Annotated in this window: 22 protein-coding genes; 12 read left to right on the plus strand and 10 right to left on the minus strand. The window is 57.3% G+C overall.

Translation table 11 applies throughout. From position 1 onward, the window contains the following. Positions 1-173: 173 nt before the first annotated feature. Positions 174-659, minus strand: coding sequence for a hypothetical protein (locus F8O09_RS00440; protein ID WP_158053571.1), 486 nt, complete (start codon positions 657-659; stop codon positions 174-176). Positions 660-944: 285 nt separating this feature from the next. On the opposite strand from F8O09_RS00440, the gene F8O09_RS00445 reads away from it, so the two are divergent. From F8O09_RS00445 to F8O09_RS10630, 5 genes are all read left to right on the plus strand, one after another. Beyond that, positions 945-1,940, plus strand: a complete 996-nt coding sequence (locus tag F8O09_RS00445) for a DNA cytosine methyltransferase (RefSeq protein ID WP_225732783.1) — start codon at positions 945-947, stop codon at positions 1,938-1,940. Between the two features lie 312 nt (positions 1,941-2,252). Beyond that, entirely contained in the window at positions 2,253-3,680 is a 1,428-nt protein-coding gene (locus tag F8O09_RS00450) for an MFS transporter (RefSeq protein ID WP_225732784.1), read from the plus strand. A 205-nt stretch (positions 3,681-3,885) separates the two neighbouring features. Further along, positions 3,886-4,026, plus strand: coding sequence for a hypothetical protein (locus F8O09_RS00460; RefSeq protein ID WP_225732785.1), 141 nt, complete (start codon positions 3,886-3,888; stop codon positions 4,024-4,026). 387 nt (positions 4,027-4,413) lie between these two features. Then, positions 4,414-5,058 (plus strand): CPBP family intramembrane glutamic endopeptidase, encoded by a 645-nt coding sequence (locus tag F8O09_RS00465; RefSeq protein ID WP_192497501.1) that lies wholly within the window; start codon positions 4,414-4,416, stop codon positions 5,056-5,058. A 643-nt stretch (positions 5,059-5,701) separates the two neighbouring features. Then, positions 5,702-6,004, plus strand: a complete 303-nt coding sequence (locus F8O09_RS10630) for a helix-turn-helix domain-containing protein (RefSeq protein WP_158053573.1) — start codon at positions 5,702-5,704, stop codon at positions 6,002-6,004. Here the strand turns inward: F8O09_RS10630 and F8O09_RS00475 are convergent. Next, complete coding sequence (locus F8O09_RS00475) at positions 6,001-6,258, minus strand: hypothetical protein (protein ID WP_158053574.1); 258 nt, start codon at positions 6,256-6,258, stop codon at positions 6,001-6,003. The two genes, F8O09_RS10630 and F8O09_RS00475, sit on opposite strands and share 4 nt — an antisense overlap. A 286-nt stretch (positions 6,259-6,544) precedes the next feature. On the opposite strand from F8O09_RS00475, the gene F8O09_RS10635 reads away from it, so the two are divergent. After that, positions 6,545-7,090, plus strand: a complete 546-nt coding sequence (locus F8O09_RS10635) for a type II secretion system protein (RefSeq protein ID WP_158053575.1) — start codon at positions 6,545-6,547, stop codon at positions 7,088-7,090. 154 nt (positions 7,091-7,244) lie between these two features. On the opposite strand, the gene F8O09_RS00485 is transcribed toward F8O09_RS10635, so the two are convergent. The 7 genes from F8O09_RS00485 to F8O09_RS00515 form a co-directional block, all read right to left on the minus strand. Beyond that, positions 7,245-9,875, minus strand: a complete 2,631-nt coding sequence (locus F8O09_RS00485; protein ID WP_158053576.1) for a DEAD/DEAH box helicase — start codon at positions 9,873-9,875, stop codon at positions 7,245-7,247. A gap of 32 nt (positions 9,876-9,907) precedes the next feature. Then, positions 9,908-10,975 carry a DUF1837 domain-containing protein gene (locus tag F8O09_RS00490; protein WP_158053577.1) on the minus strand — a complete coding sequence of 356 codons (1,068 nt, stop codon included), beginning with the start codon at positions 10,973-10,975 and terminating at the stop codon, positions 9,908-9,910. A 23-nt stretch (positions 10,976-10,998) separates the two neighbouring features. Beyond that, on the minus strand, positions 10,999-11,739 hold the full coding sequence (locus tag F8O09_RS00495; RefSeq protein ID WP_158053578.1) for a PaeR7I family type II restriction endonuclease: 741 nt from the start codon (positions 11,737-11,739) through the stop codon (positions 10,999-11,001). Between the two features lie 2 nt (positions 11,740-11,741). Further along, complete coding sequence (locus F8O09_RS00500) at positions 11,742-13,442, minus strand: Eco57I restriction-modification methylase domain-containing protein (RefSeq protein WP_158053579.1); 1,701 nt, start codon at positions 13,440-13,442, stop codon at positions 11,742-11,744. 283 nt (positions 13,443-13,725) lie between these two features. After that, positions 13,726-14,841, minus strand: a complete 1,116-nt coding sequence (locus F8O09_RS00505; protein ID WP_158053580.1) for an ImmA/IrrE family metallo-endopeptidase — start codon at positions 14,839-14,841, stop codon at positions 13,726-13,728. A gap of 18 nt (positions 14,842-14,859) precedes the next feature. Next, positions 14,860-15,489 (minus strand): hypothetical protein, encoded by a 630-nt coding sequence (locus F8O09_RS00510; protein WP_158053581.1) that lies wholly within the window; start codon positions 15,487-15,489, stop codon positions 14,860-14,862. Between the two features lie 119 nt (positions 15,490-15,608). Further along, a complete protein-coding gene (locus F8O09_RS00515) occupies positions 15,609-15,875 on the minus strand; it encodes a hypothetical protein (protein ID WP_158053582.1) in 267 nt (88 codons plus the stop codon). Positions 15,876-16,434: 559 nt separating this feature from the next. On the opposite strand from F8O09_RS00515, the gene F8O09_RS00525 reads away from it, so the two are divergent. Further along, positions 16,435-16,638, plus strand: a complete 204-nt coding sequence (locus F8O09_RS00525) for a hypothetical protein (protein ID WP_158053583.1) — start codon at positions 16,435-16,437, stop codon at positions 16,636-16,638. A 75-nt stretch (positions 16,639-16,713) separates the two neighbouring features. Further along, on the plus strand, positions 16,714-16,956 hold the full coding sequence (locus F8O09_RS00530) for a hypothetical protein (RefSeq protein ID WP_158053584.1): 243 nt from the start codon (positions 16,714-16,716) through the stop codon (positions 16,954-16,956). A gap of 84 nt (positions 16,957-17,040) precedes the next feature. On the opposite strand, the gene F8O09_RS00535 is transcribed toward F8O09_RS00530, so the two are convergent. After that, the gene (locus F8O09_RS00535; protein WP_158053585.1) at positions 17,041-17,841 is read right to left on the minus strand and encodes a hypothetical protein; all 801 of its coding nucleotides are present in this window, start codon (positions 17,839-17,841) and stop codon (positions 17,041-17,043) included. Positions 17,842-18,406: 565 nt separating this feature from the next. On the opposite strand from F8O09_RS00535, the gene F8O09_RS00540 reads away from it, so the two are divergent. The 4 genes from F8O09_RS00540 (at position 18,407) to F8O09_RS00555 (ending at position 25,683) form a co-directional block, all read left to right on the plus strand. After that, entirely contained in the window at positions 18,407-19,210 is an 804-nt protein-coding gene (locus tag F8O09_RS00540; protein ID WP_158053586.1) for an AraC family transcriptional regulator, read from the plus strand. A gap of 320 nt (positions 19,211-19,530) precedes the next feature. After that, positions 19,531-20,565 carry a hypothetical protein gene (locus tag F8O09_RS00545; RefSeq protein ID WP_158053587.1) on the plus strand — a complete coding sequence of 345 codons (1,035 nt, stop codon included), beginning with the start codon at positions 19,531-19,533 and terminating at the stop codon, positions 20,563-20,565. Between the two features lie 342 nt (positions 20,566-20,907). After that, a complete protein-coding gene (locus F8O09_RS00550; protein WP_192497502.1) occupies positions 20,908-23,640 on the plus strand; it encodes a hypothetical protein in 2,733 nt (910 codons plus the stop codon). 9 nt (positions 23,641-23,649) lie between these two features. Then, positions 23,650-25,683: a DEAD/DEAH box helicase gene (locus tag F8O09_RS00555; protein ID WP_158053589.1), complete on the plus strand. Its 2,034-nt coding sequence runs from the start codon at positions 23,650-23,652 to the stop codon at positions 25,681-25,683. Positions 25,684-25,748 lie beyond the last annotated feature (65 nt).

Raw genomic sequence — 25,748 nt, forward strand, 5'->3', positions numbered from 1 at the left:
GGCAGTTGAGCCAAGCCGGCAAGATGAAAGCCTCGCCATCGAACCACTCGGTCTGACAGCGAACCTAAGCGCGGACGGGGTTGCCCCTCACGGCAGACGAGATGCACATACCGGAACCGCCGAACCGCGTGGGGTTGCAGATGTCGAAGGACGCAACCCTAGAGCGCTGGTGGCTATCCTTTTGATTCCATCGAGACTTCAACGTCGGACTCATATCGTGGCGCAGTGCCACCAAGATCAGTGCGGGGCAGCAAGTAAGGTGGCGCGGGCTGTCCGATCGAGTGAATACGCCAACCGTGGAGTTCTGGACGCCATACGAAAGTGACGTAGGCGATCACGTTTTGCCTCGGTTGCTTCACGAGGTACGCGCCGCTGTCGGGGACGAGCTTCACGTAGGCCACATCGTTTGCTTCCTTCGGGCGTAGCGCTCGTGTGGAGATAGCAATCGCTTGGTCGAGGAAGAACCGTTTGCCATCTGAGAAGTCTCCCCAATCGGCGCAGGCTTCTGGCGTCACAAACATCTCAAGGACAGATGCCATTAGGTCGTCCTGATGAAAAAGGTCGTTGAAGGCCTTCGCTACTCGTGACGGATGGTCAGCCGCCAACGCTTCAAAGGCGAGCCGGGCGGAATCTTCGTCAGTCCACTGCATGTCGTTCATGCCGGAAGTATCTCCCACACCGTTGACGTTCTGGATCGCGCTCTCTGCGAGCGAGAGACGGATGGCGGAGTTGACCTCATCTGCAAGACGCGTGGTGGTTCTGGTGGCCGGATGGCAGGGAGTCCGGCATGCCTGACAGACGAGTGAGTCAGGACGGTGCACGTCGGCGGCGCATGTGAAGACGGACGCGGCGGATCGGGTAATCAGCACCTAGAGGTTGACCAGCCCGACAACGACTTCCTGTGGGGAGTCCGACCGGGGATCACCCTGTCAGCCGGAGTCCTCATGCTCGACACCGATCACCACGACCGCCCGCTGCAAGTCGGCTCCCTATTCAGTGGCTACGGCGGACTCGACCTCGCCGTCGAGCACGTCTTCAACGCCGAGACCGTTTGGTTCTCCGAGATCAACGAACCCGTCGCCCGCGTCTTCGCTCACCACTGGCCCGACGCCCACAACCTCGGCGACATCGCCACCATCAACTGGAGCGGCGTGCCAGCGCTGGACATCCTCTGCGGCGGCTTTCCATGCCAGGACGTGTCCACTGTAGGCAAGCAGGCTGGCCTCGCACCCGGCACCCGCTCAGGACTTTGGTCACACATGGCCGAAGCGATCGACGTGCTGAAGCCTCAGCTCGTCGTCATCGAAAACGTGCGGGGCCTGCTGTCCTCACCCGCCGTCCGCGCACCATTGGAAGAAAAAGACGATGCGCAACGCGACCCGGAGTTTGCAACCCACGGCGATGCAACCGTTCGCAACCTGGAACCCGACTCGTGGGGCTTGGGAGACTTCCCAGCTCGACCTCTCCGGGCAGCCGGCGCCGTACTCGGCGATCTGGCCGACCTCGGGATGGATGCACGATGGATCGGTCTACCAGCTTCCCTCGTCGACGCACCCCATCACCGCTATCGCATCTTCATCTTTGCCCATCGCCGGGACACTGTTTCGTACCCCGCTGGCCTCGGACTCAGCCCGTGGCAGCGAAACACTGGATCAAGTTCGCGCCCGACGCGGCACCATCGCTCTGAGCCATCAGGTTATCGACATCGCACTGAACGGACCGCCTGGCTCGCGAGCCAAGTACAACGAGTCCGAGACCCTGTGGAGCCTGATTCAGAGCATCTTCGACGCTGGGGGGGGATACGCCCGTGCGATAGCCCGTTGGGAGCACATCACCGGACGACCAGCCCCATCACCGACGCTCCTGAACGACACGGACGGTCCGAGGCCGTCGCCGGAGTTTGTGGAGTGGCTCATGGGCCTCCCATTTGGATGGGTTAGCGCCTCTGAGCACGGCATTACCGTGAACCAACAGATGAGTACCCTCGGGAACGGTGTTCTCAGCCTCCAGGCCTTAGCAGCAATACCTCCCCGAGTGAGCCCGTGGCACGGGTCATCTGCCGCCGACGCTGCTGTCGGCTAGAATGGGAGGCATGTCAGGTGCTTCTGCTGCGGCCGCTGCCGCTGTGACGGAGACGCTCCGCTAGCGGCGGAACGTCTTCTCACTTTTCAAGTTTCACGTTCCGTCGCTTGATCGTCGGTTCGGAGCGACACCCGTTGTCGCCCGATTCTTCATTCGAGCAGCGGAGTTTTATGTCTTACAGCACGTCATCATCGCGGCCAGCGCAAGTGTCGGCTGCGCGTTCCTGGGCAGCCCTCGTGTGCCTGTCTGTCCTGCAATTCCTCATCGCCGTCGACGTCACCGTGGTCAACGTCGCGCTGCCATCCATCGGCAACGATCTGGGCGTTGACCTGCGTGGGCTGACATGGGTCGTCGTCGGCTACACCATCGCAGGCGGTGGCTTGCTCATGCTCGGTGGCCGCCTGGGCGACGTCTTTGGCCGCCGCCGCCTCCTTCTCACCGGTACAGCGATCTTCGGAACAGCCTCGCTAATGGCGGGCCTCGCAGATTCCTTCGCGCTACTCGTCATCGCCAGGTTGCTCCAGGGAGCAGGCGAAGCACTCGCCCTGCCTGCTGCGATGGCAACGATCGTCCTGCTGTTTCCCGAAGGAAAGGATCGCAGCCGTGCCCTGAGCGTCTGGGCGGCAGTGGCGAGCTGCGGTCTCGTACTGGGATTCGTGCTCTCGGGAATCATCACCGAACACCTGGGGTGGCGATGGATCTTCCTCATCGCGGTTCCATTCATTCTGTTCGTACTGCTCGCCACGGTAGTCCTCCTGCCACGCGACCAGAAACAAGAGCGCGCCCCGTTGGATTTCCTTGGATCGATTCTGCTGACGAGCGCACCCCTGCTGTTCGCATTCGGGGTGGTCGAAGCCGGAGAGAACACCGGGAATCTGCCATGGCTAGCGATCGCCGCGCTGATAGGAGCGAGTGTCGCCGCAGGCTTGTTCGTCACCGTGGAACGCCGAGCCGCGAATCCTCTGGTACCTCTAACCTTCTTCCACAACCGAACACGAGTACGAGCAAATCTTGCGACTGCACTGCTGAGCGCGGCGCTTTCGACATCGTTCCTGCTGTTCACGTTCTACCTACAGGATGAACTCGGTCTTTCCCCACTGGAAGCCGGTCTGCTACTCCTGCCCCTTGCCGTGGCACTCATCGCCGCCGTGACCATCGTGCCCCGCCTCCTGGGGTGCTGGGGAGCGCGTTCTTGCATCGTTGTCGGGCTAAGTTCCGCAGGCGTAGGCATGATCGTGATCGCTATAGCTGCGCAGTTCGAAGCCCCCGCATGGCTGCTGATCCCAGCGATGCTGTTCATCGCCGCGGGTATGGGATTCGGGCTCGTGGGACTGCAATATGCGGCGGTGACCGAGGTCACAGAAGAGGATGCGGGAGTCGCGTCCGGGGTCCAGCGGGCCTCGGACCAGCTCGGAGGGTCCGCGGGGGTCACCGTCTACGTCGGATTGGGTTTTACGTCGATCGTCCACGGGATATCGCCCTATGTACTGAGCAGCGGACTCGCAATTGTCGGTCTCTGTATTGCAGGAGGCGTTGCCGCGCGAATTGCCCTCCCCAACGTCGAAGTCACGAATACTGACTCGATGGGCAGCTCGTAGGCATCCGCGAGCACATGAATGCGATGGACGAGGTGCTCAATGGCGTCCTCGGACAGCTCGTTTGATCGAAGCGGGCAAGGGTTGCGGTACGAACCACTCATGGTTCGTACCGCAACCATCTCCCGTGCCCGTGTGCCGGTCGCGTACGACTGCGTGAAGGTGATCATCGTTCGCGATGGCTCTGCGATCCTCTTCAGCGAGTTTGGTGAACAGCCCGTCTGGGCCGAAGAGCGGCTACCTCACCACCGCGACCGTCCGCGACGCCACCGACTGGGACAGCATCGTCGCGAAGTTCAGACTGCCCGACCTCACCCGGCATGGCCTGCACCACACGGGAGCGACCTGAATGGCCGACGCTGGTATTCCGCTGCACGTGCTCCGCGGCATCCCGATAAGTGAGGCAGCACGGCGCATTGAGTCCAAGCACACCGAGCAGGAACAGACCCGGCAGCAGACCGCACAACGTGCACGACAGCTCTATCCGTTTGACCCTGACCCTTCCTCAATGGCCCCGCACTGCAACGTGCCTGCACGGGCCTTGTATCGGCGATCAGGCATGGATGAGACAGACTGAGTCACTTATCCTTGTGTTGTGCAGACGAGAACAGGCGACGCGACATCAACTAGCGCGTCGACCGAGAGTCGATCCCGGCCGGTTCTGCTGCTTGCCGCCTGGGTGTTGGCACTGATCGTGCTCGCGGCGTTGGCTCCCCGGCTTCAGCACGCTCTCGGCGTGCCGTTCGAACTGCTCTCATTCGTGATGCTCGCTCCGGCGCTGGCAAGCTTCGTAGTAGTCGTGCGTCCGAAGTGGATGCCCTCATGGTGGGCGCGAGTTTCAAGCGGCCGAGTGTTTGCGGTCTCGGCGGGAGCTGCCGTCGCCGTCATCATGTTCGTGGCAACGCTGTCGATACTGACCGGCCATCTGCCGTCGTGGAATGCACTGGGCTTTGCCTCACCGCTGTGGCTGTTTCTCATTCTTCAAACGGTAGGAGTGCTGGGCGAGGAGATTGGTTGGCGAGGAGTGGTGCAACGGGCAGGGGAGCAGCTTGCTCGTCCCGCCGTTGTCTCGGTGATAGCGGGTTTGCTCTTCGGCGCTACTCACCTCGGATACTGGTCGCTCGGATTCCTGCCGGTCCTCACCTTCGCAGTGACAGCCGCGCTCATGAGTCTGACCATCACGACCTTGTTCGAAGGCAACCTGTGGCAGCGGATGATTCCGGCCGTCATCATTCACCTGGGCGTGAACCTCAGCGTTGCGAGCCTCGCCGAGGCCGATGAGCCGCTGGCGACGACGCTGCCCGCTCTGGCAGCTGCCGCCGTGATGCTCGTTTCGGCCGTAGTGACAAAGGTCATGATCCGGAGACGCCACAAGCCATAACACCCCACCACTCCACGGTCCTGCCCCGTAACCCAGTCAGGAAACCGGAACCGGATCACAGGTGAGTGCGTTTGGGGTACCTCAGCTAGCCCAGGTCGAGGCGCCCAGTTGCTTGGGTGATAGGTAGGGCAATGGTGTCGCCGATCCGTCCTCGCGCAGCTCCGTGACCATCTAACGGTCATCGTTCCTGACCCATGAGCTGCCAGCGCGGAGGCATCGCTCGTTGCGCAGGGTGATGACCAGGTCGCCCCGCACACCGTGCTCCCGTCGTGGGAGGGGCAGTTCGCGCTGTGATGGTGCCGTTGATAATGCGGTCGGCGCGCGCCCGCTGGTTCTGAGTCGGCCGGGGTGGGCACCTGTCGTTGGTGAACTGGCGGTCGAGGCGTCGTAAGAGGATGGGAAAAGGGTGGGAGATGTGGAGGCGATCAAAAGGTCATCGCCCCTAGATCACCCGGAGGTGGCCGAACACGGGTTGGTCGGTTAACGAGAAAACGCCCCGTGCCTTGTGTTTACAAGGACACGGGGCGTTCTGTCTGTCGGGGCACCATCATCAGTTTCAAAAAAATGGGTAACAGGTCACGAGTTCATACTCGCGTGTCAGAAGGGAGACGTCTCACTACCTGAGCGAGCTCCTGCCCGCATTATGAGCCGAAAGTACGTTCATGTCAATAAGAAAGATGTAGACAGAGCGGTGGAACTATATAGGCAAGGATCGACTATCTATGACTTGGCGGAGACCTATGGCTGCCATAGGCAGACGATCGCTCGTCACTTGAAACAGCGGGGCATCGTGGTTGGCGCAAAACTCGATGATGAGGCGCTTCAGATGCAAGTTCAAGAAGTGTACGCCCGAGTCGGCACTTACGCTGGAACCGCTCAAGAGATCGGCATCAATAGGAAGACGGTCAAGAAGATCATCGATATGCTGAGAGACTCGACGTGCTAAGCGCTTGCATCGTAGGTGACACCGATTTGTGGCGCAGCTCGCTCGATCCAATTCTCGTGACGCTCGACTTCATCGGCCAGTGCTCCACGTTCAACCTCATCGGTATCGAGGGTTTCGCGAAGTGCATCCGGATGATTGTAAATCCCGTCGATCTTGTCCCCGAGGCGACCGGTGCGAATATCCAAACGTTCATTCAGCTCGTTAAAGCGTTGCTCGAAATGATTCCATAGTTTATCGAATTGATCGTCGTTCATATCTGCATCTAGTATGACGATTTTGTATAGTTATACGAAGTGTAGAAAATACAACAGGGCAGAATGCTATACGAACAAATTTGAAAATCAAGAGACAACTACAAGTTCACTAGCACCTGTTATCAGATGAGAAGGCAGCGCTAGAGACCTGCTCAAGTTCGACGCATTCCGTTCTTCTTCTTCTTCTTCTTCGTCGTAGACACCACAATGCAAAGTAGACATTTCCATTCCATCACTCTATTTCTTGACGAAACACCGCTTATGTCTTATACTCCACAACTGAAATATGACGCGCACACAATCGAAGAAGACAAACTCAACTGACGGATTCACTCTCGTTGAACTTCTCGTAGTAATCGTAGTAATCGCGATCCTTGCCACTGTGAGCTTAGTGGCCTACAACGGCATTCAGCAGCGGGCTCGAGAATCCCGTGTTGCACTCCAGCTCACGCAGCTTCGCAAGAAAATGGAGATGTACCGGATTGAGCATGGTGAATGGCCATTTCAAGCCAAAATGGACGAGGAGATTGCTCGGGGGAGCGGGGCGGCAGGTGCTTGGTGCTCTGCGGCGCACGACTATATACGCCAAACTGGGGCGGATAGTGGAGCGTCGCCATCTGGCATTGTCTGGTTGACTACATGCACGGGAACATACTCATCGCAGGGAGGTGTTGTTACCGGTTGGAAGGGCTGCGCGGGCTTCTCTGTTACACAAGTGTGGCCCGATGACGCAAAGATGCTCTACATCTCAAGCGACAAGCTCGGTGTCAGCCCGGCATTTGCCGATGTAGAAGGGTCGCTCGCACCCGCCTCGAACTGGTGTGTTAAGTAGTATCTATCCATTTTTCGCCACCATCACAAGCCTATGAAAGCTCGTTGTGTTTGCGTGGCAATGCCTGTGTGTAAGTTAGTGCAGGTGTCAATCAGTAGGGTTTGAGGGTCGGTCATCTGATGCCCGCATACCTTTGTTGGGTGTCTACAGGTAACTACGCGGTAGGGGTATCTGTCTGAATCTTCACCATGATATTCTCGACTTCCGCACGGGCCTCTCGTGACGGTGAGGGACTCATTAACACGATTTCATGATCAAATTCTTCGAGCTCATCATTGACAGAAAATCGGAGCGCATCGGCGTGATCGGCCAGAAGCTCTGCTGCGACGGACCGACCAAAACCGACCTCTTGAAGCTGAATTGCCCGCCGATCAGTCGTGCCGTACTCGACAAGGGTCGCAACGTTGACTCCGGCTCTGTCTCTCCCGAGTGACATGAGGCTCACATCGAAGAAGTTCTGCAGGTACCCGATGATGCGGAACCGCAGGCCGCCCTCGATGTCCCGCAACGTCCACTCGATAATGAGATTGATATGCTTCGCGGAGTTCCGGTCGAATCGCTCTTTCACCAGGTTCTTCTCGCGAGAATAGTCACGGTACGTAATCCATCCACGCTGTGTATAGTATGCGACTGAACTTGCAATGACCCGGTTGATAGGGTCTCCACGCACCCAACCACGCATGAGGAGTGCCCAATAGTAGAGGCGACGCTCCCAACCAGCTGCGTCAGCGTTTTTGGGCATAAGGGGATCGATACCCGACACCTCTGTTGTCCGCCATTCATAAAGGGCACTTAGTCGGTTAAGCACGTTAAGGAACGTATTCACGTCGGTAAGATCAGCGCCTTCAGAAACGAGTGGCATCTGAGAGCCACTCTTGAGATCAGCCCACACACGATTCTGATACCCAGGGAGGATGTTTGGCGAGCGACGCAGCACCTCAACAGGTACCTGGATCGAGGCAGCAGCCTTTCGGAGCAGTTCTCGCCCGTCCCTTACCTTGTCAAGAAAGTAGCTTCGGAGCGGAGTCTGCTGGTTATCGAGCTGATGCAACGTGAGGATGGACGCATACTGCTCAACGCTTCGCTGCTGATCTGCCGACGGCGTGCCCGGCAAGCTCTCGCCTCGCAGGATCCGCGCTATGTCCGTGTATTCCTTCTTTCGGTTGTTCGCAGGATTGACGAGGAAGCTCTCAGCGCGGGCGGGTTCGGCCCGAGGAATCAGTGCCAGGGTCGTGTCGGCCCAGCGGTTTGACTCTTCGCGCACGCAGACGACGTTGCCGGAGAAATCGTAGGTGAGCCGACCAGCGCGGCCAGCGAGATTCTCGAAGTCGATCTTCGTAAAGGAACTATTGCCGTGCTTGTCGCTAAGAACGAAGATGTTCTTCGCCGGGAGGTTCACTCCCTCAAGCAGCGTCGACGTGCAGACCACGAACTGGATTGGTGAGTCGGGATCCGCGAACGCTTGCTCGACCCGTTCACGCACTTCTTGGGGCATCTTGCCGTGATGGAAGGCGACGCCACGGCTCAACGTGCTCGCCAGGAAATAGTCCTTGTGCACGTACTCGCGAACGTGCTTGATCAGCTCATCGACCTTCTCGTCGGAAACCACGCCACGATGCTCCGCAAGCCGAAGTGCGAACTCCGCAGACTTCAGCGAGCCGTTGATATAGATGATTGCCTTGCGATCACCGCTCCGGGACAGAATGAGATCGACCACGCCCGTCTGTCGAGGAGTGTCTTCGAGTTCCTGTGGTGTCGCGTCTATCCCGGAGAAGTAGTACTGGCGTTGAGCGACCAGGTCAACGAAGTATCGATGCTGCGCGACCGTCCGCTCCTTAACGGCCAACGCCCCGTTGGTCGCTTTACCGAACAGCTCCAGGAACAGCTCTGGGTTCGCGATGCTTGGCGATGCGAAGACGAGCTTCGTTGCGAACCGACGTGTCGCTTCGACGATCGCGTGGTAGTAGAGCGAGCTGCGCGCATCGTTCTTGGCGATGACCTTCTGCGCCTCGTCGACCACAAGGTAGTCAATCTCACGCACTGGATCCGCCAGGTAGCGGAGCAATCGCTCGGGAGTCAGAACAAAGATGGTGCGCCGGTACTTCTGGCGCAGTAGTTTCGGCAGCGAAGGGTAGGTCGCGACGTTCACTTGTGGAACTTCGGACAGGAGATTTCTGAGATCGGCCGCCGTCTGTCCGATGAGTGCCTTCGTTGGAACGAGGACAACGACGCAGTGGTCGTTGAGCTCGTCTCGGCGAACGATGTCGTAGAGCGCGTCCTTGATGATGAACGACTTGCCGAGCGACGTAGGGCCCGAGAAGCTGAAGTAGTCCTCGCCGCGCATCTTCTCCGTTATCGCATATTGCGCATCAGTGAGTGTCGCATCGCCCTTGCTCGTGCGCTGCAGCACCTCCTTCGCGATGCGCAGTGCGCCTCGAGATAGTGGGAGCGCGTAGCGGCTGCCGATACCCTTTTGTATGGTTCGGATTCCAGGAAAGTTCCCGAGCTGAACAAGCACTGCCTCCGCGACCGCGAGTACCCGGTCGCTCAGTTCCTGTCCGAGCCCTACGGCAGTGTCGTACTCGCGAAGCAGCGCAATCGTCGTGTACGCCAGCTCCCGATGACGCGCATCGCTGGAGTGCGACAGCACGTCGGCATAGCGTAAGAGGTGCTTGGCGTCGACCGGATTCAGTACTTGGGTCAACTCGCCCGAGAGGAATGACTCCGCGACGGCCCGCTCAAGACCGCCGTATGCGGACTGAAAATCCGCACGCTGGAGGATCATTTCGCTAAGTAGATCAGCAGCCACACGCGACGTCACTTCTTCGCCTTTTCCTTTGATGGGCGTAGATTCTTGCCGCTGAGCTCAGAAGCAAGATCAATCCGGATATCCTCGATGCCACGCACAGTGCCGTTGACATTTCGTTTCAGGAATGGCACCACGTAGATGTGGAATTGGTACCCGCCAAGCCCGCGGTTCTGAATCTCAGCCTTGATGGTGTCAACTTCAGCGGTTATCGCTGCGTGGGCGAGATCGCGCAGATGTGTCTCAATTTCCTCGGCCGTATGGTCTGCGAACGGGTAGGTGGTCACGTCCAGCTCGAAGCCGATGAAAACCCCAAACGCATTCGACTTCGTGATCGCTGGCGCCCCCGAGGCCGGCGGCAAGAGTATTGATGCCAGAAGTTCGACCTTGTCGTCGTCAAGACTCTCCTTGAGAAGCTCAGACTCGACGAGCCAGGTATCGAAATCGAAGTCGTCCTCTTGAACCTTGCCCATACTTGCGAAGGCTGCTTTGACACCACGACGAGGGCTCGACCCGATACTCCCGACAACATCGCCGTACATCTTGGACTCTCCGAAGATCAGCTGGTAGTTGCCCGGAGCAACCTCGAGCAGGTGCACCCCGTCTGTGCCGTGCACGTAGTGCTCCGACGACGTCTTGAGTTCCATCTTCGAGAGGATCTTCGGCGCCCCAAGGTGAGCTTCGAGGAAGGAGTAGAGGAGCAGCTCTCCGCCTTCGCCCGCCTTGGGATCCGGCGCTTTAAACTGGATCTGCGCTTTCCTAAAGAACTCACCCATGCGACTGAGATCGCTGGTGAGCTTGCCCAGGTTCTGCCGCGACAGCACGTAACTGATGCTGTTGTTCACCAGCTCCTTGAACAGCGGCTTGAAAGCGAAGTCACCGCCGTCGACGCGCAGGACATGTAGGTGCATGACCGTCTTGGTTTGAATGTCGAACTGCACCGGATCATAGAACAGTTTCAGGAATCGGTCACGATTCATGAGAGAGAGTGGCAGCACAGGATCACTCAAATTGACACCACTAACTCCAAGCCTGCGAGAGTCATCCGCGTCCGCGCAGTGATCGTTCGGCACCATCATGAAATCCTCTCTCCTGCGCTATTTCAACGAAATAGTGCAGCCTCCTGAGCAATGTGTGCGGCGAACGCCACGACAAACCGCTTGAAGCTTGTTGAATTGCTTAGACTTCCATGTTCGCCTCGCAGACCGCCTTCGCGTGTTGAGACAATCAACGCTGCTTCCGTGTAGTGCTTCTCCAATACGAGGCGACGACAAAGCTGGTCATAGCGCTCCAGATACGAGATATCGCGCAGCTCTGGGAAGACAGGGAAGTGCGGTTCTGAGACTCTGACTGGCCGAGTTGACCCTGGCGCATCCTCGACGTGAATGAGCCACCCAACGAACGGAGCCGGCTGTTCACCGAGTGCACCCTCCCGGAACGCAGTCCAGAGGTCGACAGCAGATCCGACCGCCTCCTCAGTACGGTTGTTGAAGTTGTTTCCAAAGGACGGCCCGACCTGACTCTTCAACTCAATAGTGGCGATCAACACGCCCTGGTGCATGACGAGTAAATCCCAGTCTTTCGTTGGGCGGAAGTAGCCGGGCAGAGTATTGACACCGCGGGTCATGTAAAGTTCAGCATCGGGTAAACCATTCGCGGCAACGAGGTCGGCAAGCAGCGTGACAAATCCGTCCATGTTTTTCCCATTTGTGACGCCAGCACGCTCCCCTTGATCGGTGACTCCGTTGAGCTTTTGCCGCTCCACGGCTGCGGCACGAGTGTCCCAGAAAGCTCGGATGGCTTGGGCCGCGCGTTCTTCGAAATCTGCAAGATCAATACCCATAGTTAGTCCTCCTCCAAGAACGTCAACGTCCCTGGGCTAAGTTGATAAATTCGCTCTAGTAGGGCGGTGGGGAGCTTTTTTCCAGCTTCCCCAGCTCGACGCATCTCCGTTTGATCCTCCGTACCAATTTCATTCCAGTGCGGTACTCGAATCCGCTTCAGATTCTGAGCTTGGAAGCGTAGATACCCTCCGCCGATCTTCACTGAGTAGGCGGCGACGAAGAGGTGAGCGATGCCGCTACGGAGCAGCGCTTGTAGCGCCCGAAGATCCCATGTGGTCGATGTGATGAAGTACAAATTGTGGTGCGGATACAGCGTTCCAGGATCATAGGCAATCGCATCGCCATTACCTTTGATATCGGGGATCAGAAGCTTCGGCTTGTGCATCAGGCTCGGCGTGATCCTATCGATTGTCTTGTACCATTTACGCTCAACATCACCCTTCGCGGTGTGTCGCCGACTCAATTGGGCGCGGAACTGTTCCAGATGGGCAGCGAGTCGAGGGTAGTCCGCGAGATCAACCAGGCCGCCTTCGTCTCGCCAAGGGTTAATGACACCCTTGCCACTCCAGTGGAGTACACCACTGGACATGTCCTTATTCGTAGCAAGAGGAAGTTTACGGTCGTCTTCGACATCGAGCTCCTCAAATGCTCCAATGTATGCCTTGTCTGCGCCCGTAGCCACGCCGATCCCGATCCGGCAACCAGACTCGACTACGGTAGGGAACCGCGACTCAAGCTCTGTAATCACGGCAACTTTGGGGCTGACTGACAGAAGCCATGGAGAAGCACCGCGCACGGCATCCAATGTCAACACGTCAGCGGATCCAGGCTGCTCGCTAAGCAAGTTCGACGAGAGCCCCCGCAAGTACGACGAGCCGACGCTCCGTGCGTGTGCAACGCGCGTCAAGGCAGATTTGCTACGTGTGATCACCGTGATGGACGGGTAGGCACCGACCTGCACTTCGAACGCGTCGAGACCATACATATCAACGTAATGTGTGAGCGCGTAACCGCGGGCGATCTTTCCACGGATGCCTCGCCCATAGTCGTTGCGTGTCCATGCATCGGCGCAGATGAAGCTAAGTGTGCCACCGTCCGCCAAGAGATCAAGGGATCGTTCCATGAACGCAATGTAGAGGTCTGCGCGACCGACCATCGTCGGGTAGGTCGACCTGTAAACGTGGAGAAGATCATTCGGGATCAGCTCCTGTCGAACGTAGGGGGGGTTCCCAACAATGAAGTCAAACGCTCCAGTCTCGTTTCCGAGCAGGAAGTCCTCGTGGTGGAGCCATGAATCTGCGAGCTGCCTTGCAGCAGAATCAGCGATTCCCTGATCGATCAGATAAGCCTGGAGCGTCTCGTGGAAGGCAGAGAAGGTATCGGCGTCCAGTTCAACCGCTCGAAGCGCGCTACGAAGTTCAAGTGGGTCTGTTTCAGAGGTACGCCTCCACGCTCGCAGCAAGCGGTCAGCTGCAAGCAACACGAAACGACCGCCACCGAACGACGGCTCAAGAAGCCGCATCCGGTGAAGCGGCTTGTCATCGGTGTAGCCAATGAGGTCAAGCATGAACTCGACCACCGATGCTCGGGTGAAGATCGCTCCACGAGTCTTCTCTTCGTAGCCATAGGCATACTCAGACGCATCAATACGGCTGTCGGAGCCGTCGATGCGCACCGCGCCCGCTGTGACCGCAAGGCTCATCGCGTGACCTCCCGACTGTCGACGGGACAGTCAAGCACAGTACTGCTGGCGCTATGCGACCATCTGATGTTGGAGGATGTCATGCGAAATGTTCTCCCCACGCCGACGGCGTGCTTAGGTTTTGATTCGTATATGTCTCATGGTAGCGATGACCGACGACATGGCCGGCAGCAGAAAGCATCGTCCGAGCCGAGAGACATCGCGTCCGGGAGCTAATTCGCTCTACCGAGTACCGCGATCTATTCATATTCTCTCATGTTCCGTTCTTTTCGTGAAGCTTCAGTCATACCGCTCGGAGGTTACCGCGGCTCGGTGTTCGTATGCGCGCTTCGCCCTCCACTGCGAAGGTAACCAGGCCGAGCATGAGGTCACGGACATCCTGTGCCCGGACATCGAGTGCCCGTGCGATGTCGATGAAGCTCTTGCCTTGAGAGCGTAGGTCGGCCATCACTTGTGTCAACAGGCTGGAGCTTTCCGCGATCAGGTCTGATCCGGGTTCTCCCCGACGGAAACCTGCGCTGGAGAGTTGCCGAGCGAGCGTGCCGTAAGTCCAGTCAGAGATAACCCCGATCCGGTGGGCACGCAAGTTCAGTGCCATCGCACTGACGCGCCACCGCCGCTTGAGCACCAAGACATCTTCCAGCATGAGGTTTCCCCGGATCGAGCCGAGTACGTCAGCACGCGGCATCAGGAACGCGGAAGCGAATTCGTTTGCCGCCTGCTCCTTTTCTTTACCGGGCTCCACGTGCAGCGACCCGCCGTGCATCACCAAGTGGCCGAGCTCGTGGGCCAGGTCAAAGCGCAGGCGCTCGGCCGACTTGTGCACGTTGAGGAAGATCACGGGCATTGCCCCGTGCCGGAACGAGAACGCATCAACCGCCTGGAGTGGGCCGCCTGCCGAGTACACTTTCACCCCCTTAGATTCAAGTATCTGCAGCAGGTTCTTGATCGGTGCCGCCCCCAGACCCCATGCGCCGCGGAGTGCCTCGGCCGCCTGCTCGGGAGGGAGCGTGTCCTCCGCCTCTAGTAGATCCTGAAGTTCCGGTACCGATGGTGGTGGTGCCTGGTATGTCGCCTCGATCCAGTCAGATAGCTCAATGGCCAGCGTCGACAACGACCGTGCCGTCTTTTCATCTCTTTTCGCCAGACGTGACGTGGCGCGGAAATGGAAGGCATCCGAGGGCGGCAATGTAGTGACCGGTCGGTAGAAGAATTCCAGCGGGAAATCCAGCGCACGCGCAAACTCGCGCACTAGCTCAGGACTCGGCATGCGCTTCAGATTTTCCGTCTGAGAGACCCACGGCGCGGTCACGCCAACCTCCGCCGCGAGGGCGGTGGCAGTCATCTGCCGAATCGAACGTGCCATCTCCAGGCGCGCGGCAACGAAGATAGTGCTCATCGAGCGCGGACCTTCGCCTTATCTCCGGGCTATCGTGAAACCAAAGTCGCCCTCGTCGTTGTTCTCCTCGAAGCTAAACGTACCGAGTGCGAGGTCGAAAGCAGGGAAGATGATCCGCTCGGACCAGTTGCTTACAAAATCTCCCACTCGTGCGTCTGGCCGCGAGAATTCGAGATGTACCAAACCGTCACGCTCGTTGTAGAGCAACACCCGGAAGTCATCGACGTTGACTTCACCTTCGTCGGTGGGTTGTCCGAACATCGCGACTGCCCCGTTCTTGTCAACCCGACGAGCGAACTCTGTGCCCTTGGGATTACGGTTTTTAGGGGTGCCATACGTGACCCCCGTGAACGAGTCACCACTGCTCACGATGAAGCCGAGGTTGAGATCCGGTTGCAGGAAGTAGGGAAGATTGTCCGGATCGAAACGCCGCCACCCGAGTTTCAGAAGCATCAGATCTTCATGCACTGTCTCGATGGTACGCGCCCACCTGGTGAACTCTGGCGCAGATTTAGGTGCCCCAGGACTGAAGGTGCGGCTCTCCGCAGCCGCAACAGACACGGCTCGCTCGAACACTGAAGCCTCGAGCCGAAGAGGGGCGAGCATGCTCGCGAGAGCCTCACGGGTCTTTGGAGTGTGAATCGTCATGAGGAACCTCTTTCTCGCGGTGAGCTGACCACAGCCTACAACATGCAGTAAAAGAACTTCCACATCAACTTATGGCGTGTCGCACGGCACAGAGACAAGACCGCGCGCCCGTCAACGAGTCAGAGGTCTGACGCTTCCTCGCCACGTTGCTGCAGGATACTGTAGATCTCGGCCTGTACCTGTCCAGCGCGCTTTAGTACTGCAGGGTCGGACTTGAGCTTTTCGACCCAGTGCTCCAGTGTGGTCTGAGTCTCCTCCGTCAAGCTGCGCTCGTTGAGCTGGGCGAGGACTTCGAGTTGTGTCCGGGCGTCCTCGCTCGTCCGTACCGACAGCTCCTTGTAGGCAGCGCTGCCGTATCGCGTGGCGGCGGGTGTCTGCTCGCTCACGGCGAGACCTCCTTCATACGTGCGGCCCGCGATCTCGTGTGGATCACGTTCAGGCCGCAGAGCAGGAACGAAGTGACGACTGATTATGACGACTAACGATGCAGAGTCAATATTCCGATCGGGACGTTGTAAAAACTACGGCGGTCTAACGGACTAACCTGGGTCGTTGTTCACGCCCGCAAGTCCGGCCATTCCGCGGGCATCAGCTCGTCCAGCGTGACGTCAAGCACCTGGGCGATCGCCATGATGTTGCGTAAGGAAGGACTCACAGGGGGTCTTGGCATAGCAAAGAAACGTCCTGTATCCACAGAGTGGGCCACTTCCACCCGTGAATTGGGTAGGAACATTCAACGGCTCCGCGTTGCTGCAGGCCTCAGCCAGGAACAAGTCGCCGACGCTGCAGGGCTCTCTTGCTACATCTTCCAACAGTTCGAGAATGGCGAATCCATATCGACCTCTCAACTCAAAAGGGAATGGCACAAAACCTACAGCGCTTCATCTACTGAAAGTGTCGTTCTACAAGTTAATGTATATGCATAGTGTCGAGAGAATATCCCTTGTGTACAAGATGAACTTTATGAACTCTTCTATAGAACATGGGAGTATGAATATTGTGGAACAAATCACTATTGCCACGCACGAAATCGAACAGCTCTGTGCTGAGATGGACGGTCTGCTTGCATGGCGAGAAATGCTGGAGATCGTTCGCGATCAGGGAGTCGACGAGCTGCCGTTCCACGGTACTGACAACCCCGGCGAATGAATTCAAAGATGGAGCAGCGAATCGAAGAGTCGGAGTTGCTACAGTGTCTTGGTACGTGGATCGGAAGAAGGAATCATGCCCAGAACCCCCAAAGACCCAACCCGCACGTTCGATATCGTGCACGATGAGTGGCAGCAGGCTCGTGCTGAGGCTGACCATTTGAAGGAACTCAGTAAAGACGCGAATGCCAAGGCCGCCAAGCTCAAGGCTGAAGCGAACCGTCTGAAGAAGTCGGCGCTGAAGCGTGCCGAGCAAGAACTGCAGAAGGCCCAGGAGCGCTACGAGCAGGTGCAGGAGCTTCTTAGCAACGAGAAGTAGCTCAAGCGTCTCACAGTGTGAGCGGGGCCGGTACGATCATTGCGATTGTGCCGGCCCCGTTGTGTTCTCTCTGAAGTCCAGCGATTAGATGGTGGATCGCTGGAGTGAGAGCCAGAACTTCTGACTGTGGTTCTCGGGATCGCCGACATTGCTGAACTCCTCGTAGCCCTTGCCCGTTGCTGAGGTGATCCTGACAAATCCCTGGCCGTTGGTGTTGATGGATAGCGCTGCGTACGATCGGCCGAACTGGGTGATCTTGTCTGGGATTACGAGAGTGCCTGGGGTGGAGCTATTGTTGCGGTCCTGGAATATGACATCGTTGTGGTTGAACACGATCGTCTCACCTGCGGCCAGATTTTCTGGGTAGAACCAGAGGGATTGGTACATCGTGTCGAGGGTTGGGCTTAGTATGCCGCCGCTTGAGTAGAAGCGCAGGTTGACGTTTGCTGCGTCCATGACGAGGTCGTCTTTGTCTAAATCGTCCCAGTCTGTGCTCATGACGAGGCGACTGACGGGGATCTCATCGATCGTGAAGTCCCGGATGAGGCCGTCGTCGTTGAATTGGAAGTCCGCGAACGTGAAGCATCCCTTCGGTAGTCCGTCAACTTCTGGGTAGCAGTATGAGTAGGTGCTATCGAGAGTGAATGGGAGCTTTTGCTTGACCGACCCCGGCGTCCCGAGAACTTTCTCAGACAGTTTCGTGTCATTGGCCGCGTACGCGGCCTGCCAGAGTCGCCCCAGCACATCTGTGTAGGTCTGGGCTGAGCTCCCGGCCGCGACGCTCTTCTGTGCCCCATAGACGCTGGTGACGCTGTTGTCCGCTAAGCAGTCATGAATGCCTTGGCCTGTTGATGCTTGCTCCAAGACGTCTGGAGCAAAGGCCATCCGACCGTGAATACGATGGAGAACAGCGCGGCAGCTCCACCCGTCGCGATGGATCGGTGCCACCACTTGCGCCATCCGCGCTGCTGTGTCGCCTGTTCATCTGACTCGCTCATAACGCCCCCGTAAATCATCCATCAGCCGTCGCGATTTTCGTGTGCTCTGGCACGGTTTACGCCGTATTTGCGGCATCGCTGACAGACAGTCTTGAATCTCAGATTCCGGGGGAGGCGTTCTCCGTTGGCGATTCTTAGATCTTTCTGACGTGTATTCGTCGCTTTGTGAGGCGCATCTGTCGCTTGCTTGTCTTGTCCGAACAGAATGCAGTACCGGTCGCGCCCCGTGGCCGGATGATGCATCACCCGCCTAAGTGGAAGAGCGGCTTGACCAGGTGAGACGCGTAGTCAGCACTCCGTGGAGGGCTGGCCTGTCTCGTTTCGCCCCGACTGCCTCGCAGCGGTCTCTCGGCTCCTGCTGGGTAGCCCGGGTCACCGCCGCTCAGTCGGTCAGGCTCGCTCCGGGACCGACACCGAACAGCGGTGTATTCCTCCACGTTGGCGCAGGAAACGTGACCGTTTCGGTGTCGGCCCGGGAACCGCAGGTATTCGGGCATGACGAATGGTGCATGGCCTCTGGCGTTTGCGACCCGGTCATCGAGCTCGAGAGACGTTCCGTACTGCATGTCATGACATTCGCCGGCGCTGTGACTCATGAAGTCGAACAACTTGGAGGGCTCGTCAGCGGGCGGCTTGCTGACGATAGGCTCATGAGTTGGCTGCTCATCAACGCTATCCACCGGCTCTCCCATGAACCAGAGACGGTTACTTCCACGGTTGACGCAGTACTGGAGGTGGGCCTGACGCGACTGGCTGGAGCGGTGCTTGAAGAAGAGTTCGCGCGCGAGCACATCGGGAGTACATCCCTGCCCGGATCGACTTTTGTCGAGGCGCAGGACTATATCGAGCGTCACTGCCATGAACCTGACTTGACCCCACGGCGTCTGTGTACGGCGCTACACGTGTCTCTACCGACGCTGCAGCGCTGCTTCCAAGCGCACGGGCATTCGATCGCCGCAGATATCCGCACAGCCAGGGTCAATCGCGCGCTGGCACTTCTGCAGGATGTTCCAGCTCGCAGCATGCAATTCGATCAGGTGGCTCAGTACGCCGGCTTCAAGAACGCTCGTAGTCTGCGGAACGCATTCGCCACCTGCGGCATGCAGTCACCCAGGCGCTATTGCTCCGCCCTCAAAGCACCAACTGAGCAACCGGAGGAGCACTCAAGTCCAGAGAATGTCGGATCGGCCTCACAAACCGTCAACTCTGCCTCGAATGATCCTGATTCTCATCGGACGGACCGTACGTACTCGTAACGTCCTACGTGCGTCAGAGGCGACACGCTCAGGACAATGCCTGAGCAGACCAGAGGGGGTACGAGCATGACACGCGTCAACACAGCTCGCGCAACGAGCGCAAGACAACGAGCACGGAGAAATAGTTCCAGTCCTCGTACAGAGGTACACGGGCTTCATTTAGCAGCGAAGTATTTACAAAATATACCGAATATGGTATACATAGATCAACGCATTGATTATTCGGTCGTAGGCCACAGCCTCCCAGCCAGTGCGAATACCAGACAACGACCAAGCTTGGTCACCTCTAATGCCGTAACACCGGCAAGGAACCCACTCTCATGAACAAGAATCATGGCGAAAGCGTTCACAACAACACAGAACATGCCCAAGGCTTCAGCGCAACAGGCATGCCACCACGGCTTACTCCGCTCGAATTTTCAACCCCAACGACGCAGCTTCCGGCAGGGCACTCCAGTGAGCACACTCCACGTGCCATAACCGCCGGCGGGAGCAACCTCCCGCCACTCCCACCAGAGAAGCACAATAGCGACCCGGACGACCGGAAAGACAAGACCTCAAAGAAGCGCCTCTACGCGACAGTCGGTGGCATAGCCGCTGGCGCTGTCCTCGTCGCAGGAGGTGTCGGTGCATGGCTGGGGCTCAAGGGTGGTGAGAGCAACGGACCAGCACCGACTGATCCGAGTGAGACAAGTGACATTCTGGAGCAAGACCAGTCACAAGAAACACCTGATGTTGCCCCTGCAGCACCGTCCATCCCAATCGACGTCGTCAAGAATGGCACCGAGCTATCTGCTGCCGATCGTGAAGCACTCATCAAAGAGATCGAGATTCCAGCTGGACTTACGGCTACAGAATGGGCGAATCAGTTTGTTGATCGCCTAAATAAATGGGACATGGCTGGAGCGAACGAGGACTATTATCAAAACGTTCTTAAGGCAAACATTCCGGTTTCAGAAAAAGACCAGATCAGGTCTAAACTCGCTGAGATGAACAAGGTTTTATATACTGATGCACTCTTTGTCCCGAACTGGGAAACAAACCAGCGACTCGTAAATGCCTCGCAGTTCAAGGCAACAGGTGGGACACTTGCGCTTATACATCAGTGGGCTATCAATCATAATGAAGACCAGCCTGACTATGAACAGTCAACAAGTGTTACAAAGGTCCAAGTACTCAAGGAAGACCCATCAAGTGGAACTCGTACTATACAAGTGACAGGGATCGAACACAATAACGGTAACGAAGTCAACCGAGATGCTGCTGGTACTGCCGCAAATAACGGATTGGAATTCACTCGCACCTGGACAACGCAGATTGTCGACGGTACGGAGCGCATTGCTAACTGGGAGTAATTCCTACGACTGAGGTGAAACCTCTTCACACATCATGATGTTTGTGCTTAACTATGTGCAGGCATGAAGCAACGCTATACGCTCTTAGACTATCTTCATCGTGCGTATGTAGTACTACATACAGTAAGCCCTATACGGGCTTACTGTTCTTGGCATTATGGAGAGAGACTTCGCAGCTCGTCAGCAAGTAGACGTCGAGGGGTAGCTGCGCGTATCGGGATCATGCTGATCCTAGCGTCAACTGTGACTTCCATTCTCACTCCCACAAGTACATATGCCGCCCCAAACAACCCATATGACTGGGCAAGATCAAGCCAGCTATACTATGCGCTGCAGGGGTGTGTGCAGAACAGTCGCGGTGTTCAAAAACACGCAAACTTCGGTGGTGGAAGCGGATACTTTACAGATGAAGAAGCCTCTGCGGGTGAGTGGTGGATGGGCGAAGGTGAGCGCAATGCTTCAGCTGATCTTATTGCAGGCGTAGCTGGGCTGCCATATGCAACCTTGGGGCTCGGCCCAATTGCTATGTTCGGCGCCCGACAGCTCGTTCCTTCGGGCTCTGCGCCGTATGCTGCTCCGTCATACTTGGCGGACTCCATAAAGGATGGAGGAGTTGCTCTGTGTAATGACGTGGTCAGGCAAGGCGCTCAGACCTGGGGCTTCGCGAATCCTCGTGACATTATTTGTGATTCAGGTATTCATCACACCAATAATATATCGTGTGATGGTGAAGGGAACTTCGACTTACGACCTGAAAATTGGGCAGCGCTATCTGAGGTTATTATCGCCAAAGGATTTGACGGACAAACGCCTGGCATGCAAGGCGCTGACTACTACCAGATATATCTTGCTGCGTTTCAAGAAGGATGTAATGCGGTCGAATCGAACAATGGAAGCGGTGACAATAACTATACTGTCAATACGGTCAATGACGATGGAACGATCTCTGAAAAGCGCTTCGAAGGTAAATCCAAGAACGAGACTACTCTCGCTTACACGGGAGCGGATCTCCAGGTTCATCAGAATACTTGTGAGTACATTGCCAGTCAAGTGAATCAACATGCACAAGCATATAAAGACTGGTTGGATAAGAATCCGTGGTTTATTGGTAGTAGTGAGCAACAAAATCAAGAGAACTCCGGCGACAACTCTGGCTCTACCGATGGTGACGAGGACGAGAAGTCTTCCTGCATCGTCGATGGTGTCGGCTGGATCGTCTGTGCGGTAGCGACATGGGTGTCTGACCTGGTCGATGCGCTCTATACCAATGTGATCGAGCAGATGCTCGCGACGCCACCAATATCTATGGACACGTCTAGCGAAAACGGGACGTACAACGGCTGGAAGGTATTTCGCAATATTGCCAATGTCGCGTTTGTGATCTCCTTCCTAATCATCATCTATTCGCAGATCACGAGTGCTGGGGTGAGTAACTACGGCATCAAGAAGATGCTGCCGCGTCTCATCATCGCGGCGATCCTCGTGAATGTTTCGTACTTCCTCTGTGCACTTATTGTTGACGTGTCGAACATCTTCGGGAATGGTCTCTACAACATCATGATGGGGATACGAGATCAGATGTCGGTCAAGATCAGTCAGAGCTGGGCGACGATCATTCCAGCGTTGCTTGGCGGCTATGCCATCACAGTCGGAGCAGGTGCCGCTACGATCGTTGCTGGGAGTGCTGTTATTGCCTCAGGTGCCAGCACAGCATTGATCGCCCTAGCCGTACCGATGGTGCTCGCAGCGTTGCTCGCGGTGCTGGTCGCCGTCTTCGCGTTGGTTGCCCGGCAAGCACTTATCATCATCCTGGTGATGGCGGCTCCGCTGGCATTTGTGGCCATGCTCTTGCCAAACACGGAGAAGTGGTTCACGAAGTGGCGACAGATGTTCCTCTCGCTCCTCTTGATGTATCCGATCATCGCCCTGATCTTTGCTGGTGCTCAGATCGCTGGACTCGCTATCTTGTCGACTGTTGGAACCTCGGGCGACCCGGTCACGACGGGTGTGGCGATCCTGTCTGGCCAGCTCGTCATGGTGCTGCCGCTTGTATTTATCTTCCCGCTCATCACGAAGTTCAGCGGTGGTGGTATCGACAAGATTGCCGGCAATATCAAGGCGCGTGGACAACGCCTGACTGGTGGTCTGTCCAATCGCAGCCGCGACTTCGGTAGGAAGGGGCTGTCCAGAGGTTTCAATCGTACGAAGGGTGGGCTTGAACACACTGCCACATACAACAAGCGTGGACGTGAAACGCTGTGGTCGCGAACTCGTGGCGCAACTGCATCGGTAGGCAATATCGCTGGCGGCATCGGGCGAAAGATCGAGGGTCTTCAGGATAGCTCCGCCATGGAGGACCAAGAGCTGTCGAACGCACGCCGCAAGAGACAAGTCGAGCGTGTGGCTGGCAATGAGGCGCTGGCCGCCAAGATTGCCGGCAGTGCAGCTGGCGGCGAATCGCTGCAGATGAAACTACAGGCATCGCTTGAGGCGGACCAGCTCAAGGAGGCTCTGCAGGGATTGGCTCGTGAGATCGCGACAGAGAAGTCCCGTCCGCGAGGGGCAAACGAGGCTGCGTTCAACCAAGACGATTTCTTACGAGATAGAGCTAAGGACACGAGTCGTTCAGGTTCTGACCGTGCGGCAGCCGTTCATCAAGCAGCTTCACTCGGACGCGACGGAGTACTCAGAGACCTGGCACAGGACAGCTCTGTCGATCAGCGAACGGTGCAGGAGGCGATATCCTCAAACGCTGGAAGTCTTGCGAAGAAGGCACCTGACCTGGTCAAGGGTGAAGATGCGGCCTTTGGTAACGTCACCGGTGAAGAGCTGACAGGCTTCAGCGCTAAGACGACACAGCAATATATGGAGTATCTCAAGAACAAGAATGATAACGATGCAGCCGTCAAATCGTTCATCGGCGCGGTCGAAGACATCCGCAACGACTCGACCTTGCAAGGGAAGTTTGGCAGCGACTCCGGTGCAGTGCTCAGTCGTGCGGCCCGTGACCTTCCACCAGGAGCTGGTGTTGCGATCGTGCACAACGTAGATAGCAGCTCGAACAAGATACGGTAAGGCCGCCGAATGGAAGCGCCGCGCCTCAAGATTCCTCTCCCCGGTATCGAAGCACGCCCATACCAAGTCGAGGCATGGCAGCGGTTGCGTAACGTACGCGACCAGGGGCAGCGGTCAGGGCTGGTGCACATGGCGACGGGGCTCGGGAAGACCATCGTTGCGGCCGGAGATATCGCACAATTCATTGAAGAGCGTCGTAGGGCGGGGGACCCGCCGCCTCATATCCTCTTCCTCGCTCATCAGCGGGAACTCCTGGCACAGGCCAGATCAGAACTCAGCACCTTGCTACCGGGAATCAACTACTCAGGGCTCGGCGGGCAGGACCAGCGTCGATGGAAGAGCCCCCGCCTGACCTTCGCGACCTTGCAGTCCATGGTGAACCGGCTCAAACAGCTCAACGCCTCGCACTACGACTACATCGTGGTCGACGAGTCTCATCACAGCGCAGCACCACACTTCAATCGAGTGATCCGGCACTTCAGCCCCGCGTTCCTGCTCGGGATCACTGCAACGCCCTTCCGCCGAGACCAGGCTGACCTCGCCGAGACCTTCGGGCCTACCATCTTTTCCATGTCCCTGGCAGACGCTATCGCAGCGGGCTGGCTGATGTCTCCGGACTACCGGCTTTACCGCGATGAAGTCATCAACGACATCATCGGACAAGACTTCTTATCCGTGAGCTCACTGAATCACGCACTGTTCTCCCATACCCGCAATGACCAGATCGCCACCCTGATCATGGATACCGAACGAGCCATGCCTGGAAAGCCCCGAACAATCGTGTTTACTCGAAGTATTGCTGCGGCAGAGCACTTCGGTGCGTATCTCCCGCACGCTCGGGTGCTGCACTCAGGGCTCCCACGAGCCCGGCAACGCGAGATCATCTCCGGGTTCCGCAACGGGCGGATCCCCGCTGTCGTGACCGTTGATATGTTCAACGAGGGCGTTGACATTCCCGAGGCAAGCCTGATCGTCTTTCTGCGCTCCACCGCGAGCCGTACCATATTTGAGCAACAGCTTGGCCGGGGACTGCGCAAAACAGCAGGAAAACAGCAGGTCACCATCATGGACTTCGTCGGTACCAGCGAACGCTTGCACGACCTCTACCATCTACGCCGCTCAGTCAAGACCGCCGGCAACACACTCCGCAGAGCAGGAATCTCCGATGCGGACATCCAAGAGTTCGACGTGCACTTCACCCGTCAGGACATGGCCATCATCCAACGACTCCACGAACTCCAGACACCACTGCCGGCCGCCCCACCCGGCTACCAACACCTCAGCGAACTTGCCACCATACTCGGCCACAGCACACAAGTACTGAAGCAAGCCTGCCAAGACCTCGACATTCCGCTCGTCAAGATGCGTCGCCGTCACGGCCGGGAAGGCTACTACTTCTCACCAGACCAGATCGAGCACCTAAAGCAGCACCTTCCGCAAACCCAGTCGAACACCCGTCAGATGCTCAGCACGATTCGAGAGTTCTCCCGATCGAGCGGGTTCGGCCCAACACTCATCAGAACTGCTATGAAAGAGCTCGGCCTCACCGGAACCCGCATACGATCCCAAGGCGTTGCACACGGTGCGACAGCACTCACCACTGACGAGCAGGAACAGATCATCAACCACGTGCACATCTCCACCGAGGGCGCCAAGACCATCAAGGAACTCGCCCGCAGCCTCAACACCAGCATCGCCACCATCACGGGAACCATGTCAGAGCTGCAAATCACCGCTACTCCAGCCTACGGAAGGACCTCCCACGTCAGAGGACACTACGTCCAGCCAGCTGATGTGAACAGGATAAGCGAACACCTCAAGGACACATCTACAGGACAGAGTGCCGCCGACATCGCCAAAGCGTACGGTGTGAGCCTCTCCACAGTTCATCGAGCCATCCGACGAGCAGGAATAACCGGTACGAAGCGACGTACCATGGATCTGAGTAGGGCAGAGCGAGTGTTCGATACCGATGAAGTCGGACTCATCGCAAGATCGTTAAAAGAGTCTACAAGACTGAACTCATCTGAAACGAACTCCTAATGCAAGACTAAGCATCGAATGACTACGCGAACAGTAGTATAGCAACGAGACCGTGAAGACCATCA

The sequence above is a fragment of the Pseudoclavibacter sp. CFCC 11306 genome (genome assembly GCF_008831235.1).
Taxonomy (GTDB): Bacteria; Actinomycetota; Actinomycetes; order Actinomycetales; family Microbacteriaceae; genus Pseudoclavibacter_A.